Consider the following 15,871-nt stretch of genomic DNA (forward strand, 5'->3'; position numbering starts at 1 on the left):
CGATGAGCCCGGCGGCCAGGGGGTTCCCGGCGGTTTTGGCTTTGACCTGGTCCGGGGCGTGGGAGACGGCCTGGCCGGCGTCGGAGAGTTTGGCCTGGACGGTGTCGGTGGCCTGGTGGAGGTTGTCGCCGGCGGTGTGCATGGCGTTGCCGGTGTGCCCGGTCCCGGTGGTGGTGGTGGCGTGGTCTGCTGCTCCCATGATTTTCTCTTTCACCCCGGTCACGGCGTCGCGGACCTTGTCGGTTTGGCGGTGGACGATGTTGGACGGGGTGACTTTGTCGGCCACGGCGTCCACGTTGGTGCCCAGGCGTGCCCGGGTGGCTTCTATGTCTGCGCGGATGACGTCGGGGTTGTCGCTCATCGGTTTACCTCACCTGGTTTTAGGGTTGGGGGAATTTCTGAGAGGGTTTCCCCGGTTTGGGGCAGGCCCTTGATCTGCTTGAGTTCCTTGCGGCCTACCGAGGCCAGGACCGCGGCGATGATCGCCCAGATCACGGCGACGATCAGCGCGGCCCAGCCCAGGGCCATGATGGCGCCCAGGGCCCACATCAGGGCCAGGGACAGGAAGAGCAGGACGAAGTGTCCGCCGATCCCGGCGCCGGCGAGCATGCCGGCGCCCTTGCCTGCGCGGGTGGTGGTTTGTTTGAGTTCAGCCTTGGCCAGTTCCACTTCCTGGCGCATCAGGGTGGACAGGTCCCGGGTCACGTCCCCGAGCAGCTCACCGATCGAGGCGTTGTCCGCTTTCACATGCGCCGCGCTGGGCGGCGGCTCCGGTATCTGGCTACTCATCACAGACCACCCGTCTGGCCGTGCCGGCCGGTGCCGGACGTGTCTTCAGTGCCGAAGGGCTCGTCGCCACCGTATACGCCGTTTTCGGCCCGGTAGGGGTCGTCCTCGAAGCGGAGCGGAGTCTCTTCGGCGGTTCCCGAAGGTAGGGTGCTGGTGGAAACCGGGGCCCCGCTGCCTATCGTTGGCTCAGCGAAGAGGTCATCAGTTCCGGCTGCGTACACGGTCTCCTGGCGAAGCGGGGCCGCGGGCGGTGACTGCAGGGCGCGGTGCTGGCCCAAGCCCTGCTGGCCTGAAGCCCGGACCTGTGCCTGTGATTCGGGGGCACCTGCGGTGAGGCCACGGGTGAGGCGGCCGGCCAGGACGCCGGCGCCGGCGGCGAGGAGCAAGAAGGTTCCGGGCTTGTTGCGGGCGAAGCGCTGGACCTCGCTGAGGAGGTCGCCCGGTTCCCGGTTTTCCAGCCAGGTGGCCATCGAGGAGGTGCGCTCCGCCGCCTGGCGGACCAAGTCACCGGCCATGCCCTGCTGGTCCGGGGCGCTGGCCATGCTGTGCAGCTGGGTGGAGATATTGCGGATGCCCTCGGCAGCCTTCTGCTGCTGCGTCCCTGCCTGGCTGGTCAGGCCCGACTTCGCCTGGCTCAACAGGTCCTGCGCATTGGCCTTCGCCTCATGCGCAACATTCGCAGCCTCACCCTTGGCGGTCTGGGCCACCCCCTGGGCCGCAGATGCGGCTTCGCCTGCGACGTTGGAGGCTTCCTCCTTGGCAGCTTGCTTCTTGGAGCTGCCATCAGGAGTGGATGGGTAAGAGGCCTGCTGGGGGGCCGCCTCGATTCCGCCGTACGGATCGGCGATGGCCGGATCGCTGGCGGTGTGCGGGGTCTGGGGCCATTGGTTCTCTGTCATCTTCGCTCTCTTTCAGAAAGGGTTAGCTGGCGATCAAGAACCAGCAATGCTGGCGACTTAGTAAGCATGGTTACTAATTAGATACTAAGCACACTTTCCATTTGAAGCGCAAGGGGGCGTGGATTGGTGTTGGATGCTGGAAGCCCGAGCAGCCCCGCTGGACGGCAGTGGATGATAAGCCTACTTGCAATCATGTTGGTAAGCATGCTTATTGTAGGAGTGTAGCGACGCAGGGTGACCAGCATTTCGCCACCAATAGGAAGGCCGCGGCCGATGACCAGCAATCTCGATCCGGACGCCCGGAGCAGCTACCGCCTGATCACTTTGGCGGCGCGCCTGATCCAGCGGCGCCAGGACGATGCACTGGCCCCCCTTGGCCTCACCCGTGCAGCCGTCATCGCACTGGAAGGCCTGATGGGGGGCCCACTGAACCAAGAGCAGCTTGCCGACACGATCAGGGTCCAGAGCCAGACGCTGGGCAGGGTCCTCACGCGGCTGGAAACTAACGGACTCATCACCCGGACCCGCCGCACCTCGGACCGGCGCCAGCTGAAGGTGGAACTGACGGACGCCGGTGTGGCAGCCGTCGAAGTGGCACGGCAAGCGGAGGTTAACGCCTACCCCGACGATCCGGACATTGGCTGGAACGTACTCCGTGAGGAGCTCACCAAGTTTGTCCGCGCAGTCCCGCTTAGCCGGGACCCGGGCGTGGTTCCGTTCGCACCGCCGGAGCACCGGGCGCACCGCCCCCAGTCCGGCCGGGCAGCCGGCATGCGGAGCTGGGAACAGCCGCGCCAAAACTGACCCGGCCTACCGCCTCATGCCCGGCAGGCGTCCTGCAGTGCCCGGAGGGAGTCTGCGGGCACCTGGTCTCCGGACTCCGCAACCTGGCCCAACGGCGTCGTGATCTCTGCGGGCACCCCTGCTGATTTGGCGGCCGAGACCAAGCCAGCCAGCGCCTTGCGGTCCCGCGCGCTGACCAGACCGTCCTTGACCACGGCGCAGATTTGCCGGTTGACCTCCTGGGCGGCGGCCGAGGCGGCTTTGGACGCGGCATCGCTGGCAGCGTTCCCTGCCGCGTCCCCCACGGCGCCGCATCCCGTCAGCAGGAGGGCAGCGGCCAGGGCGGTGGCGGGTACGACGGCGGCGCGGAAAGTCATGCGTCCAGCGTACCGGCGTTCCCTACCGCCGGGCCGGGACACCCAGGATGCTGTCCAGCAGCCCGTTCCGGAACTTGCCTTCGGGATCATGCCCGGCGGCAAACGCACGGAAATCTGCGAAGCGCGGGTACAGGGCCTCCCAGTCATGGCCGTCCGCGGTGAACAGCTTGCCCCAGTGCGGCCTCGCGCCGAAGGGGCGCAGGGCTTCCTCCAGGACTGGAAGGAAGGCTTCCACCTCAGGCTGCAGCGGCTTCCAGGTGAAGTGGAGCGCGACGCTCTGCTGCTTGTGGAACGGGCTGAGCCAGAACTCGTCCGCGGCGCCGGTGCGGATCTCCGAGACGAAGAGCAGCGGCGCGAGGCCTCCTGCCAGTGCGCGGACGGCCTGGAGCGCGGCTGGGGCGTGTTCGATGGGAAGGATGAACTCACTCTGGAGTTCATCGCCGTTGCTCGGGGTGAACTCGTGCCGGAAGTGCGGCAGCCGGTCCAGCCACAGCCCGGGTTCGTCCAGCTGCGCCGTGCAGTTTTCCGCTGACATGTCCGGCAAGGGGTGCCGTGGCTGCTGGGCGGCGGTGGCCCCGAACAGGCTGGGAAGAGGCAGCTCCCCGTCCAGCGCCTTGAGCCAGACCTGGTTGACGGTGCCGCCGGCGTAGTCCGTAAACAGGCTCACGCTGTAGGCGGCCGAAACGATGGAGCTGAAATCGGCCAGGGCGTTCTCCCACGGCAGGTCTTCGAGGACCCGCTGGCGCATCCTGAAACTGGGCTGGACTGCCAGTTCCAGCCCCGTGACGATGCCGGCGGCCCCGATGCCCACCACGCTGGCCAGGAACTCGTCCCCGTCCGCCCGGGTCAGGGTGACCTGCTCGCCGGAAGCCCGCACCAGGTCAATCGATTCCACGGCGCCGGCGAGGGACTGGTTGTTCACGCCCGAGCCGTGGGTGCCGGTCTGGACGGCCCCTGCCACGGAGATGTGCGGCAGCGAGGCAAGGTTGTGGATGGCCACGCCGGACTTCTCAAGGGTCCGGCACAGTGCTCCGTAACTGACGCCACCACTGACGCGCACCGTGCCACGGCCGGGGTCCGCCTCCACCCGCTGCGGCAGCGCATCAAGCAGCACGTGGACGCCGTCTGTGTCACCCACGCGGTTGAACGAGTGCCGGGACCCCAGGGCCTTGACCCGTGGCGAAGCGGCCACGATGGCTGCCAGCTCCGCAACGGACTCCGGCCGCCTGACATCAGCGGAGGAGTATTCGAGGTTTCCTGCCCAGTTCTTCATCGAGTGGCTTTCGCTTGGCGTCGGTTTCCACCCACTGTCAGCGCTCACAATCCCGGCTGTCAAGGCGCATCCGCTGGGTGGGCGGGAGGCCGTTTGCAGGTTACGGGCCCCAGTGGGCGGGCTGTTCCAGCCCGTCGGGGAGCCGGGTGGACGCGCTGCCGCGGGCGGAGGCGGCCTGCGCCTGGGTGAGGAAGAGCGCATGGCTGAGGTCTGCGTCGTCGAGCCTTGCATCCCGCAGGTCTGCACCCAGCAGGTCCACCGCTGTCAGGTCTGCGCCGCGGAGGTCGGCGGCGATCAGGCAGGCGCCGCGCAGATCCGCGCCGCACAGCACCAACCCGGCCAGGCGCGCTCCGGCCAGGTCTGCGCCTGGTGCGAGGAGGGCAGGATGCCGGGCATCGTCGATATACCCGGCGCGGACCTCCTCACTGACCCAGCGCAAAGCTTCGCCCACTTGCCGGTGAAGGGATTCGACGTCGGCTGCCAGGACCTTGCCAAGCCCGCCTTCGGCGACCTTCCGGACGCTGGACTCCACATGGCGCACCTCGCCGGCGGTGTCCGCGCTGTAGGCCGCCGCCTCCGCCTGGGCCAGGTGCCACAGCATCTCGTGGAGTTGGCGCAGGATCCGGAAGGCCGCGAACATGTCCGTTGCCGTTTCCGGGTTTTCCCGCCAGGAGATTCCGTCGAACAGCCGCCGGCTGACGGCCTGCCCCGCGCCGAAGCAGTCGAAAACCGTGCAGCCGGCAAAACCGCGGGCCCGGAGCTTGTCATGGATGGTGCAGGAAAAGTCTGCGGCCAGGTTGGAGCACGGCGTGGCGGGCGGCTTGTCGACGGCAAAGTCTGCGGAGCGGGCAAAACCGAAGGCCGTGCAGCACAGGGCAAAGCACTGTGAGCAGTCAGGCCGGAGGGCGGCCGGGTCGGCAAGGGGCCACGCCATGCGTCCAGACTACCCACCGCGGCTGGCTGGGGTCAGGCTCCTTTTCCTGCAGGTGTGGTCCGGGGCGGCGGGACGCGGCGCCGGCCGGTCGCTTCGAACGCCGCAGCTAGGCGGAGGAGCTCCGTGTCGCCGTACGCCCTCCCGGCCATGGTGAGGCCCACCGGCATGGCGATGTCCGCTGCGAGGCCCATGGGCACCGTGACCGTGGGAATGCCGAGGTGCCGGGGGACCAGGTTCCCGTTGGACACCCAGACGCCGTTGCGCCAGGCCGTGTCTGCCGAAGCCGGGTTCGTGTCCGCGTCCGCCGGGGCCACATCCGCGGCGGCGGGGAACACGACCGCGTCCAGGCCCAGCCGGTCCATCCATGCCTCCAGGTCCACCCGGCGGGTCTCTTCGAGTCCGGCCAGGCCTGCGGGCAGGTCCGGAATATGGGCGAGGTCGGGAACGCCATGCTCCCGGATCCACGCCGGATAGTCAGCGATGTCGTCATCGAAGCCGTCGTAGCGGTCCGGCAGTGCACCGTCCGGTGCGGGGAAGATCGCGGAGCCATCGACATCGGCCAGGCAGTTGAGCAGAGGGTCGCCGTTGGCCTCCAGGAAGTCGTTCCAGGCCCAGGCCGAGAGGTCCACGATTTCCCGGCGCAGGTATTCCGGTGACACCAGGCCGCGTGTGGAGATGGTGGGCGCACCGGGCCGGTCTCCTTCGTAGTTGGAGATGACGGGGAAATCCACCTCCACCACCTCGGCGCCGGCCGCTTCCAGGTCGCGGCGGGCCGCCTTCCACAGCTCAATGATGGACGCGCGCGTGTCGATCCGCTGCCCTGTTGGTCCGCCGATGCCCGGGGCGTCGGCGGTGCCGGCCTGCGGATCCGCGCTGATGTACATCCGGGGCACACCAAAACGCTTTCCTGCCAGTACGCCGGCCGCGGCGGTTGCGTCAGGGATGCCCAGGGCAACGTACGACGGCGGCCGCACAGCGGATGCCTTGGGCACCGGGATCCACGGCTGGACACGCCAGAAGTCGCCGCGGGGGTTGGCGTCGTCGGCCACCACCACGTCCAGGACCTCCAGCATGTCCGCCATGGTGCGGGTGTGCGGAACCACCACGTCCATGGTGGGAACAAGCGGCCAGTTCCCGCGGACGGAGATGACGCCGCGGGACGGCGTGTAGGCGCACAGGGCGTTGTTCGATGCCGGGGCCCGGCCTGAGGACCACGTTTCCTCCGCCAGTCCGAACGCCGCGAAGCTGGCCGCAGTGGCCGTGCCGGAACCGTTGGATGACCCGGATGCAAAGGCTGCCGTGAGGAAATCGGCGTTGTAAGGGCTCTCCGCCCGTCCATATACTCCGCGCTGCATACCTCCGTTGGCCATGGGTGGCATGTTGGTTAGGCCGATCAGGACAGCGCCGCCGGCCCGGAGGCGCTCAATGGTGAAGGCGTCCTGCTGGGCCACCAGGTCCTTGAAGGCCGGCGACCCCGCAGCAACGGTGAGTCCCCTGACCTTGTAGCTGTCTTTTGCCGTGTACGGGATGCCGTCCAGGGGGCCCAGCGTGAAGCCGGCAGCCCGCCGGCGGTCGGATGCCTGTGCTTCGGCCACGGCTTCCGGGTTCACCACCACGAGCGAGTTCAGGCATATTCCTGAAGAGTCATACTTCTCGATGCGTGCCAGGTAGAGGGTGACAAGCTCCTCACTGCTCACCTCACCGGCCTCAAGGGCTGCCCTGAGCCGGCTTATGCTGGCCTCCACTACCTCAAACGGGCGGGAAGTGGCGGGCTGGGTGCTGTGCTCAGCCAGTTTCACGCCGCACCGCCTTTCTGCCGGGCCGGCTGCTGTTGGGTGATGCAGTGGATGCCCCCGCCAAAGGCGAAAATGTCCCGGGCGTCCACCAGTTCCACGGTTCGTCCGGGGTAGGCACGTTCCAGGATGCCGGCGGCGATGGCGTCGTTGGGATCGTCGAAGGCGCAGAGCACCACCACCTTGTTGGCCACATAGTGGTTGATGTAGGACCAGTCCACCCAACCGTCGCCGTCCTTCAGCGTGGTGGGGGCTGGAACGTCGATAATTCGCAGGGGCCGCCCCTGGGCATCCAGCTGGCCTCCGAGGACGGCCTTCAGCTGAAGATAGACCGCATGGTCGGGATGGGCGGGGTCGTCCTGCCGGTGCAGCAGGATGGTGCCGGGCCCGGCAAAGGCGGCGACGATGTCCACGTGGCCGCGGGTGCCGAATTCGTCGTAGTCCCGGGTGAGGCCGCGCGGAAGCCAGATGGCCTTGGTGGTGCCCAGGGCCGCGTGGACTTCCGCCTCGACCGATTCCTTGGTGGCGCCGGGGTTGCGGCCGGGATCGAGCTGGACCGTCTCGGTCAGCAGCACGGTGCCTTCACCGTCCACGTGGAATCCTCCCCCCTCATTCACCAGGGAGCTCGGCCGGACCGGCACATCGATGCCGGCTGCCACGCCCCGGGCAACGTTTTGGTCCCTGGACCAGGCTGCCCAGTGCTGCGCGCCCCAGCCGTTGAAGATCCAGTCAACGGCGGCCAACGAGCCGTCTGCCGCGTGAACGAAGGTGGGGCCGCTGTCCCGGAGCCACGCGTCGTCCAGTGGTATCTCCACGACGTCGATGCCCTGGCCGAGCCATTCCCGTGCGGGGGTGGCGTCCCGCGGATCGGCGATGACGGTCACGGGCTCATAGCGGGCGATGACCTGGGCCACCTTGCTCCAGGCGGCCCGCGCGCGGTCGAGGGTGGAGCTTCCCGCCGGTCCGAAGGTGTCGTTGGGCGGCGGGAACGCCATCCACGTCCGCTGGTGGGGCTCCCACTCTGCGGGCATGCGGGCTGCGGGCCGGGTGTGGGCGTCGCCGGGGGCGGCGCTGTCCGCGGCGGTGGTCGAATAAATGAATGCCATTCATTTATTATTGGGGACCGTGCCGGTCCTGCGCAAGGGTTTTTCAGGCCGGGGACATCGCGGTGCGGTCGACGGCCGCCAGGATGGCCCGTGCCAGTTGCTCCGGTTTGGTGAACTGCGGCCAGTGCCCGGTGGGCAGGTCGATGTACTCGACGTCCCGGACCTTGGCCAGTTCCGCGGTGAACGGATGCCCCGCTGCGATCCATTCCCGGATCATGGCGGACGGGAACTCGCAGGCGATCACGGTGGCGGGTACGTCATAGCGCCGCCGGTTGTGCAGCCGCTGCTTGCCGTAGGCAACGCCGCGGGGCTCCGGAACAGCCCGGGCACGGAAAGCCTGGCGAAGCCCGTCGGTGAGGTCCACCAGGTCGGCGTCGTCAAAGTCCTCCCAGGGAGGCAGGGGGACGTCATCCCCAACGGCCGTCAACTCGTCATTGATGACACCGCCTTCACCGAGCGGGCCGCTGTCCACGTAGATGGCCCGTTCCACCTTGTCCGGCCGCGCATCCACCGCACCATGGATGATGGCGCCGCCACCGGAATGGCCCACCAGCACCACCTTGCCGGGCAGGTTGTCCAGGACCTCCACCACCGCGTCGATGTGGTCCTGCAGGTTGATGCCCGCCCGGCTCGAGTCAACAGTCTCCTTCCCAGGAAGGGTGAGGGGGCGGGGGCGGTGCCCTGCCGCTTCCAGGACGGGTGCCACCTCCTCCCATGATGAGGCGTCCAGCCAGAAACCCGGAACCATGATGATGTCCATGACCGCACCCTACTCCCGGTCCGGACACGGGAATACCGCCTCTCCTACCGTTTCCGCTTACGGTCCTTCCCCGCGGTCCGGCCTTGGCGTTCGGTGGCCTCGCGTTCCGCCCAGCGTTGCGATTTTCCGGCGGACACCACCTTCTGGTGCCACTCCCGGTAATAGGCGCGCTGGGCGGCGACGTCCGAGCGGCGTGCCAGCGCCGCCAGTTCCCGCTGCATCTTCAGGTAGGAGCTCCAGCGCCGTTCCTCCAGGACGCCGCCGTCAATCGCTTCCCGCACCGCGCAGCCTGGTTCACCGCCGTGGGCGCAGTCCGCGAAGCGGCAGCCGGCAGCCAGTTCCTCCACATCGCCGAACATCCCGCCCAGGCCCTCCCCGGCGTCGTACAGCGCGAAACCCCGCACACCGGGTGTGTCCATCAGCACCGTGCCGTTGGCCAGCGGCACCAGTTCGCGTGCCGTGGTGGTGTGCTTGCCCTTGAAGTCGCCGGACCGCACCTCCCCGGTCTGCTGGACCTCACGGCCCACCAGGGCATTGATCAAGGTGGACTTGCCCGCGCCGGACGGACCCAGGAGCGCAATGGTGCCACGGGCGGGGATGCGGGACATCAGTTCGTCGATGCCGTCGCCGGTTTCTGCGGACGTGGTAACCACCTCCACGCCCGCCGCCTGCAGGATGACCTTCCCGACGACGTCGTCCGCCACCTGCACCAGGTCGGCTTTGGTGATGATCACCAGCGGGGTGGCGCCGGAGTCCCACGCCGCAACGAGCGTGCGTTCGAGCCGGTTGTGCGTGAGTGGCCTGTCGACGGGCACCACGACGCCCACGGTGTCCATGTTTGCGGCCAGGACCTGTTCCTCGGAGGAATCCTCAAACGCGCGTTTGCGGCTGAGCTCCGAGCGGCGGGGGAGGACCGCGAGGATCTGCCGGTCACCGGCTCGGTTGGGGCCGATCCAGACCCAGTCGCCGGTGACGGCAGGGTCCCCGGACAGCGGATACGGCAGGTGGAGCAGTCCGTCCCCGGCGGCGACCAGCAGCAGGGTGCGGTCCGCGCGGACCACCCGTCCGCATTCCGTGGCGCCGGGGCAGGGGTACTGGTCGAAGTGGCGGGCGACGGCGGGGGTGTAGCCGTAAGCGCCGGGGCCGCCGGTTGGGTGGGTGGTGCTTAAGGGATTGTCCAGGGGGTCGCCTGAAGAAAGGTGCACTGTGGTTTCCTTGCGGTTCCCCGGTGCGGTGACGCTGCTGCGGAATGGTGCCGTCAGGCCAGGCGCGTGCAACCGGGAGGGGTGGCTGATGTGGTGGGTGCGTGGCGCTCTGGGCGCGCGGCAACTGAAGTCATCGAAACCACCTCCAATCCCCTACGGGGTCCCAGTCTTGCTGCCGGGAACGGCAGGTCGGGAACGGGTCCCACTTTAGCGCCCCCCGCCGTCGGAGGCCAGGGTTGGGGGCCGGCTGCTAACGACTGCCGCCCGGGCGCCCGCGCTCCCGGTAGCGCATCACGGCGTCCGCGTTGCCGCAGCGTGCCGAGCAATAGGCCCTCCGGCCGCCCCGGCTGGTGTCCGCGAAAACCTTCGGGCAGCCGTCCCTGGCACAGGTGCCCAGCCTCCCACCCGCAGCCTCGGTAATGAAGATGGCCAGGCCACCCGCCGTGAGGGCACGCACGCGTTCCACCAGGCTGTCGCTGGTTTCAGCAAAGTGGAGGTGCGGGCCAAGGCCATCGTGGGCGGTCAGGAAGACCCGCTTGACCCCTTGTTCCAGCAATGCGTTCACCGTTGCGCAGCGGTCCTCCTCGCTGTCCGAGTCAAAGACAGTGCGCAGGTGCGATGTCCAGTCCCGCAGGAGCGCTTCCTCGGGCGCGCCCACCTCCGGGTCGTGGAACAGGTGGCCGGCCAGGAGGTCGGCCAGGGCGCCTGCGTTCCAGGCCCCGCCGTCGAGCATGTTGACCAGTGCCTCAGCCACCCGGACCCCGGACATGTTGTCATGGTTGAACTGCATAAACCCATGACACCACACTGGGCATGGCGACGGGCTGCCCCGACGGGACCCGCCCCATGCCACCTTTCCCTGACCGAGGAGCAAGATCCTTGACCGCCACCGCCGATACCGCCCGGTCCCTGCAGTCCCGCATGCGCAGGACGCTGGTGTCCGCCCAGATCTTTTCCGGCCTGGGCAACGGCTCCACGCTGGCCCTCGGGTCCATCCTGGCCGTGGATTTGTCCGGCTCGGAAGCCTGGGCGGGGTCCGTCAACACGTTCCTGACGCTGGGAACGGCAGTGACCGCCATTCCGCTGGCGCAGCTGGCCCTCTCCCGCGGCAGGCGATTTGCCCTCGCTTCCGGACTGGCGGCTGCGATCGCCGGAACCGCGCTGATGGTGGGCGCGGTGACCACGGGCTACTTCCTCCTGCTGCTCGCCGGAGCCTTCCTGGTGGGCGTGGCCTCCGCAGTAAACCTCCAGGCCCGCTTCGCGGTCACGGACCTGGCCGAACCCGCACACCGCGGGCGGGACCTCTCACTGGTGGTGTGGGCCATCACCATCGGTGCAGTCGCCGGACCCAACATGGTGGGTCCCGGCGCGGTACTGGCCGGCTGGCTGGGCATTCCGGCCGCCGCCGGGCCCTTCCTCATCTCGGCAGCCGGGATGGTCATCGGCGCCTCGATCGTATGGCTCTTCCTGCGGCCCGATCCGCTGCTGACCCGCCGGGCCATGGATGGTCCTGATACCGGCGACAGTGTCCGGCGACGGGGCGGCCTCCAGGCCGGATGGCGGATCGTGCGGGAGAACCGCACCACCCGCGGGGCAGTGGTGGCGGTGGTGGCCGCGCACGCCGTGATGGTGGCGGTGATGTCGATGACCCCGCTGCACATGCAGCACCAGGCCGGGGCGGCAGCAGGCCACCCGGATACCATCGCGCTGATCGGCCTGACCATTTCCCTTCATATCGCCGGGATGTACGCCCTGTAGCCGCTGATGGGGTGGCTGACGGACAGGATGGGACCGGCGCGGATGGTGCTGGCGGGGCTGGCAACCCTCCTGGCCGCGGTGGCACTCACGGGACTGGCGCCGGAGTATCCGGCGGCCGTGACCACCGGCCTGGTCCTGCTGGGGCTGGGCTGGTCCGCCACCACCGTGGCCGGCTCCACCCTGCTGGTCGCTGCCTTGGCGCCTTCCCAGCGGATCCCCGCCCAGGGTTTCTCGGACGCCGCCATGTCCTTGGCTGCGGCACTGGGCAGCGCCGCCGCAGGACCGGTCATGGGCGTAGCCGGTTACTCGGGAATCAGCGCCGCCGCCGCTCTCCTGGTGGCGGGAGCGGCCGTTGCCCTGCTCCGGCTCCGGGAACTGCGCCGCTGAGACCAAGGAGAAATGTCGACCGGTTGGCGGGGACTTCAGGCGCTGGTGGCGTCCTGTACCTCACCCACCAACTCCTCGATGATGTCCTCCAGGAAGAGCACCCCGGTGGTCCCGCCGTCGGCGTCGAACACCCTGGCCACGTGGGCGCCCGTCCGCCGCATCGCCGCCAAAGCGTCCTCAAGGTCCGCCCCCGCAAATGCCGAGGCAAGGCGCCGGACCCGCTTGGCCGGAACCGGACGGTGGAACTTTTCCGCCGACGTAAGGTCCATGACGTCCTTGAGGTGCAGGTACCCGTCGGGCTCACCGGCCCTATTGGCCAGGATGTAGCGGGAGTAGCCGTGTGCCGCGACGGCCTGCTGGATATCGGCCGGGGTGGCGGTCTCCGGCAGCAGCACCATGTCCGCCATGGGCACCTGGACGTCGGCCACCGTCTTGGCCGTGAATTCGAAGGCATTGGTCAGGGCGCCGGTGGTGTCCTTAAGCATGCCGTCCCGGGTGGACTGCTCCACGATGGTGGCCACCTCGTCCAGCGTGTACGCGCTGGTGGCCTCGTCCTTGGGTTCCACCCGGAAAAGGCGAAGGATCGAGTTGGCGATCCCGTTCAACGTCCAGATCACCGGCTTGAACACCCGGGCCACGAACACCAGGGGCGGGGCCAGCAGGAGGGCCGCCTGGGTGGGCACCGAGAAGGAGATGTTCTTGGGCACCATTTCGCCCACCACCACGTGCAGGAACGTCACCAGCAGCAGCGCCACCACGAACGCGATGATGCTGATTGCCTCGTAGGACAATGCGGTCAGGCCCAGCGGGATTTCCAGCAGGTGGTGGATGGCAGGTTCGGACACGTTCAGGATGACCAGTGAACAGACGGTGATGCCCAGCTGGCTCGTGGCCAGCATGAGCGTTGCGTGCTCCATGGCCCACAGCGTGGTCTTGGCCGCTTTGCTGCCGGCCTCGGCGCGGGGTTCGATCTGGGAGCGGCGGGCCGAAATGACGGCGAACTCCGCCCCCACGAAGAAGCCGTTCACCAAAAGGAGCACCACCAGCCAGATGATACCGGGAAGGTACTCACTCATGGGTCAGCTCCTGGGTCAGGTTGTCGATGATCCGGTCGTGCGGGCTCCGCGGCGGTTCGCCGGACGCTCCGGGAGTGAAACGCAGCCGCTCCACATGCATGCCTGACACGCGCTCCACGCGGAGGGTGCCGCCATCGACCGCTACCTCGTCGCCCAGCTCCGGCAGGCGGTCCAGCCGGTCCGTGACGAATCCGGCCACGGTGTCGTACTCCTCGCCGTCGGGGACTTCGATGCCGGTGCGGTCCAGGAGCTCGTCCGGCCGCAGGGCGGCGTCGAACGTGATGGAACGGCCCGTGCGGACCACCCCGGCACGTGCCCGGTCGTGTTCGTCCTCCAGCTCACCTACGATTTCCTCCACCAGGTCCTCCAGGGTGACGATCCCGGCGGTGCCGCCGTGCTCGTCGGAGACAATGGCCACTTGGAGTCCCTGGTGCCGCAGCAGCCCCAGGAGGGTGTCAACCCCCATGGATTCCGGGACCCTGAGCGGTTCGGTCATGAGGTCCGTTGCGGTGGTGTCCGCACGCCGGCCAGGGGCCACGGCGAAGGCCTGCTTGACGTGCAGGACGCCCAGGACGTCGTCCCGGTCGCGCCCGATCACGGGAAACCTGGAGTAGCCGGTGGCGGTGGCAAGGGCCACGATGTCCTCCGCGGTATCCGCGGCGGCAACGGCCGCCATCCTAACGCGCGGGGTCATCACGTCCGCCGCGCTGTACTCGGAGAAGCGGAGGGTGCGGTGCAGGAGCGTGGCGTGGTCCAGGTCCAGTACGCCCTCGACGGCGGAGCGGCGCACCAGGGAGCTTAGCTCCTCCGCGCTGCGGGCACCGGAGAGTTCCTCCTTCGGTTCGATGCCGAAGCTGCGGATGATGCTGTTGGCCGTGTTGTTGAACAGCAGGATGACCGGCTTGAAGACCGCGGTGAAAAGGGCCTGGAACGGGACCACCACCTTGGCGGTGGCCAGGGGCAGCGCCAGGGCGAAGTTCTTGGGGACAAGCTCGCCCACCACCATCGAAAAGACCGTAGCCAGGAAGATGCCGGCGACGGAGCCGACGGCGGGCACCAGGGCTTCGGCCAGCCCCGCGGACTGCAGGGGGCCGCTGAGCATCCTGCTGATGGCAGGCTCAAAGGTGTAGCCCGTCAGGTGGGTGGTCAGGGTGATGCCCAGCTGGGCGCCGGAGAGGTGGGTGGAGGTGATGCGAAGGGCTTTGATGGTGGGGCCGAGCCGCTTCTCGCCGCGGGCCTGGCGGGCTTCAAGGTCATGCCGGTCAAGGTTCACCAGCGCGAACTCCGAGGCGACGAAAAAGCCGGTGCCGACGGTCAGGACCAGGCCGATGCCCAGCATGATCCATTCATACATTCGGGCGCCCCTCTCCTGGTGTGGCCGGTGTTCCGGTCAGGTGGCAGAGGGGCCAGGGCATGTGTGAAGGAGGGTCGTCCATGTCCAGTCCAACTCCGGTGCAATCCGGGAAGTTCCCGGCGGCCTTTCGGGGGTGTGCTGGAGCTTCTGCGATGTCAGGGTGGAATGCAATACTGTCGTGAGCAGCATTCGCCGCGTTTGGGGGGACTTCTGGCACATGGTTCTGGATACGGCAACCCTGCGCATCGCTTTCGGCCTGATGGCCCTGGTGCTGGTGGTCCTGTTCTATTTTTCCGCGTACCGGGTGACGCGCTCGCCGTACAGTGCCTGGTGGTGCGGAGCCCTGCTGTTCTTCCTGTCCGGATCAGGTTGCTTCCTCCTGGACGGCACGTCCCACCAGGTGTGGGCCAACCCGGTGGGAAACACCCTGCTGGTCCACGGCGGGGTCGCGGTGTGGGCCGGAGCGCGTTCGCTGCGGACGGTGCGCCCGCCTAAATGGGCCTTCACCGGTATCCCCCTGGTGACCCTGGTTGCCTCCCTGCTGGACCATCCTGCAACCAATACCTGGTCCGGCGGCCCGGTGTTCCTCGCCGCGATGAGCCTGACCATCGGAATGGCTTCGCGGGAGCTGTGGCGGCTTGAACCCGGCTACTCGCGGGTGCGCATCCCCATGGCCGTGGCCGCAGGCGGCTTGTCCGTTTTCTACTTCTTCCGCTGGCTGGCGTTCCTGGTGGAAGGCCCGAACGGTCCCGTTTTCATCACCGTCTTCGGATCAGCAGTCACCACCATGGTCACCATGGTGCTGCTGGTGGTGGTGTCGTTCAGTATGGCGGCGTTGAGCAGCGAGCAGCAGACGCGCGCGCTGCGGGTGGTGGCTTCCCGGGACGACCTCACCGGGCTGTTGAACCGGAAGGCCTTCATGGACCTTGCGGCGGAGCAGTTGGCAGACCGGAGCATCACGGGCGGCTCCGGGGCCCTCATCCTTGCCGACCTCGACCACTTCAAGGCAGTCAACGATACCCATGGCCATGCCGCCGGGGACCTGGCGCTGCAGGCCTTCGCCGGCGCCTGCGGTGCCACGGTCCGCTCCACCGACCTGATCGGCAGGTATGGCGGGGAAGAGTTCGTCATCCTGGTTCCAGGGGCAAGCGCCGAACGCGCGGAAACCATTGCGGAAGAGATCAGCAGGCGGCTGGCCGGCGCCAAGACACTGAACGGGATGGAGATGCCCACCGCCAGTTACGGTATTTCCACGTACGACGGCGGGACCTCCGACGTTGATGACCTCGTGGCCTCCGCGGATGCCGCGTTATACAGGGCCAAGTCCCTGGGCCGGAACCGCGCCGCCCGCAGCGACGAGCTGCTCTAGGCGGGCTG

The 15,871-nt window shown here is 68.1% G+C and carries 17 protein-coding genes; 4 read left to right on the forward strand and 13 right to left on the reverse strand.

What is annotated here, in order from left to right; translation table 11 throughout:
- The 3 genes from AC1DIP_RS17400 to AC1DIP_RS17410 form a co-directional block, all read right to left on the reverse strand.
- The coding region (locus tag AC1DIP_RS17400; RefSeq protein WP_477734489.1) for a DUF3618 domain-containing protein at positions 1-361 on the reverse strand (361 nt) is incomplete at its 3' end.
- On the reverse strand, positions 358-789 hold the full coding sequence (locus tag AC1DIP_RS17405) for a phage holin family protein (protein ID WP_477734490.1): 432 nt from the start codon (positions 787-789) through the stop codon (positions 358-360). The genes AC1DIP_RS17400 and AC1DIP_RS17405, both read right to left, overlap by 4 nt.
- Entirely contained in the window at positions 789-1,688 is a 900-nt protein-coding gene (locus AC1DIP_RS17410; RefSeq protein WP_477734491.1) for a hypothetical protein, read from the reverse strand. The genes AC1DIP_RS17405 and AC1DIP_RS17410 overlap by 1 nt, the downstream gene beginning before the upstream one ends.
- Before the next feature lie 273 nt (positions 1,689-1,961).
- Between AC1DIP_RS17410 and AC1DIP_RS17415 the strand changes: the two genes are divergently transcribed.
- The gene (locus AC1DIP_RS17415) at positions 1,962-2,492 is read left to right on the forward strand and encodes a MarR family transcriptional regulator (protein WP_476208265.1); all 531 of its coding nucleotides are present in this window, start codon (positions 1,962-1,964) and stop codon (positions 2,490-2,492) included.
- A 14-nt stretch (positions 2,493-2,506) separates the two neighbouring features.
- Here the strand turns inward: AC1DIP_RS17415 and AC1DIP_RS17420 are convergent, their stop codons facing one another.
- From AC1DIP_RS17420 to AC1DIP_RS17455, 8 genes are all read right to left on the reverse strand, one after another.
- Positions 2,507-2,848, reverse strand: coding sequence for a hypothetical protein (locus AC1DIP_RS17420; protein WP_477734492.1), 342 nt, complete (start codon positions 2,846-2,848; stop codon positions 2,507-2,509).
- 22 nt (positions 2,849-2,870) lie between these two features.
- Positions 2,871-4,121 (reverse strand): D-arabinono-1,4-lactone oxidase, encoded by a 1,251-nt coding sequence (locus tag AC1DIP_RS17425; protein ID WP_477734544.1) that lies wholly within the window; start codon positions 4,119-4,121, stop codon positions 2,871-2,873.
- A gap of 100 nt (positions 4,122-4,221) precedes the next feature.
- Positions 4,222-5,055 carry a pentapeptide repeat-containing protein gene (locus AC1DIP_RS17430; protein ID WP_477734493.1) on the reverse strand — a complete coding sequence of 278 codons (834 nt, stop codon included), beginning with the start codon at positions 5,053-5,055 and terminating at the stop codon, positions 4,222-4,224.
- A 32-nt stretch (positions 5,056-5,087) separates the two neighbouring features.
- The gene (locus tag AC1DIP_RS17435) at positions 5,088-6,854 is read right to left on the reverse strand and encodes an amidase (protein WP_477734494.1); all 1,767 of its coding nucleotides are present in this window, start codon (positions 6,852-6,854) and stop codon (positions 5,088-5,090) included.
- The gene (locus AC1DIP_RS17440; RefSeq protein WP_477734495.1) at positions 6,851-7,954 is read right to left on the reverse strand and encodes an agmatine deiminase family protein; all 1,104 of its coding nucleotides are present in this window, start codon (positions 7,952-7,954) and stop codon (positions 6,851-6,853) included. Before AC1DIP_RS17440 ends, AC1DIP_RS17435 begins: the two co-directional genes overlap by 4 nt.
- Before the next feature lie 43 nt (positions 7,955-7,997).
- A complete protein-coding gene (locus AC1DIP_RS17445; protein WP_477734496.1) occupies positions 7,998-8,714 on the reverse strand; it encodes an alpha/beta fold hydrolase in 717 nt (238 codons plus the stop codon).
- A 44-nt stretch (positions 8,715-8,758) separates the two neighbouring features.
- Positions 8,759-9,919, reverse strand: coding sequence for a ribosome small subunit-dependent GTPase A (gene rsgA / locus AC1DIP_RS17450; protein ID WP_477734497.1), 1,161 nt, complete (start codon positions 9,917-9,919; stop codon positions 8,759-8,761).
- Between the two features lie 250 nt (positions 9,920-10,169).
- Positions 10,170-10,709 carry a CGNR zinc finger domain-containing protein gene (locus tag AC1DIP_RS17455; RefSeq protein WP_477734498.1) on the reverse strand — a complete coding sequence of 180 codons (540 nt, stop codon included), beginning with the start codon at positions 10,707-10,709 and terminating at the stop codon, positions 10,170-10,172.
- An 89-nt stretch (positions 10,710-10,798) separates the two neighbouring features.
- Between AC1DIP_RS17455 and AC1DIP_RS17460 the strand changes: the two genes are divergently transcribed.
- Positions 10,799-11,677, forward strand: coding sequence for an MFS transporter (locus tag AC1DIP_RS17460; protein ID WP_477734499.1), 879 nt, complete (start codon positions 10,799-10,801; stop codon positions 11,675-11,677).
- Positions 11,678-11,683: 6 nt separating this feature from the next.
- Positions 11,684-12,064 carry an MFS transporter gene (locus AC1DIP_RS17465; RefSeq protein ID WP_477734500.1) on the forward strand — a complete coding sequence of 127 codons (381 nt, stop codon included), beginning with the start codon at positions 11,684-11,686 and terminating at the stop codon, positions 12,062-12,064.
- Between the two features lie 35 nt (positions 12,065-12,099).
- Here the strand turns inward: AC1DIP_RS17465 and AC1DIP_RS17470 are convergent, their stop codons facing one another.
- Both AC1DIP_RS17470 and AC1DIP_RS17475 read right to left on the reverse strand, forming a co-directional pair.
- Positions 12,100-13,140 (reverse strand): hemolysin family protein, encoded by a 1,041-nt coding sequence (locus AC1DIP_RS17470; protein ID WP_477734501.1) that lies wholly within the window; start codon positions 13,138-13,140, stop codon positions 12,100-12,102.
- Complete coding sequence (locus AC1DIP_RS17475; RefSeq protein ID WP_477734502.1) at positions 13,133-14,494, reverse strand: hemolysin family protein; 1,362 nt, start codon at positions 14,492-14,494, stop codon at positions 13,133-13,135. The genes AC1DIP_RS17470 and AC1DIP_RS17475 overlap by 8 nt, the downstream gene beginning before the upstream one ends.
- 217 nt (positions 14,495-14,711) lie before the next feature.
- On the opposite strand from AC1DIP_RS17475, the gene AC1DIP_RS17480 reads away from it, so the two are divergent.
- Entirely contained in the window at positions 14,712-15,863 is a 1,152-nt protein-coding gene (locus AC1DIP_RS17480; RefSeq protein WP_477734545.1) for a GGDEF domain-containing protein, read from the forward strand.
- Positions 15,864-15,871 lie beyond the last annotated feature (8 nt).

The sequence above is a fragment of the Pseudarthrobacter sp. 05T312 genome (genome assembly GCF_056396685.1).

Bases quoted from the DNA above. Each gene is read 5' to 3' on its own strand.
- AC1DIP_RS17405 (WP_477734490.1), bottom strand. From the start codon at position 789: ATGAGTAGCCAGATACCGGAGCCGCCGCCCAGCGCGGCGCATGTGAAA.
- AC1DIP_RS17465 (WP_477734500.1), top strand. From the start codon at position 11,684: ATGGGGTGGCTGACGGACAGGATGGGACCGGCGCGGATGGTGCTGGCG.
- AC1DIP_RS17440 (WP_477734495.1), bottom strand. From the start codon at position 7,954: ATGGCATTCATTTATTCGACCACCGCCGCGGACAGCGCCGCCCCCGGC.
- AC1DIP_RS17410 (WP_477734491.1), bottom strand. From the start codon at position 1,688: ATGACAGAGAACCAATGGCCCCAGACCCCGCACACCGCCAGCGATCCG.
- AC1DIP_RS17475 (WP_477734502.1), bottom strand. From the start codon at position 14,494: ATGTATGAATGGATCATGCTGGGCATCGGCCTGGTCCTGACCGTCGGC.
- AC1DIP_RS17430 (WP_477734493.1), bottom strand. From the start codon at position 5,055: ATGGCGTGGCCCCTTGCCGACCCGGCCGCCCTCCGGCCTGACTGCTCA.
- AC1DIP_RS17425 (WP_477734544.1), bottom strand. From the start codon at position 4,121: ATGAAGAACTGGGCAGGAAACCTCGAATACTCCTCCGCTGATGTCAGG.
- AC1DIP_RS17445 (WP_477734496.1), bottom strand. From the start codon at position 8,714: ATGGACATCATCATGGTTCCGGGTTTCTGGCTGGACGCCTCATCATGG.
- AC1DIP_RS17455 (WP_477734498.1), bottom strand. From the start codon at position 10,709: ATGCAGTTCAACCATGACAACATGTCCGGGGTCCGGGTGGCTGAGGCA.
- AC1DIP_RS17420 (WP_477734492.1), bottom strand. From the start codon at position 2,848: ATGACTTTCCGCGCCGCCGTCGTACCCGCCACCGCCCTGGCCGCTGCC.
- AC1DIP_RS17415 (WP_476208265.1), top strand. From the start codon at position 1,962: ATGACCAGCAATCTCGATCCGGACGCCCGGAGCAGCTACCGCCTGATC.
- AC1DIP_RS17470 (WP_477734501.1), bottom strand. From the start codon at position 13,140: ATGAGTGAGTACCTTCCCGGTATCATCTGGCTGGTGGTGCTCCTTTTG.
- AC1DIP_RS17480 (WP_477734545.1), top strand. From the start codon at position 14,712: ATGGTTCTGGATACGGCAACCCTGCGCATCGCTTTCGGCCTGATGGCC.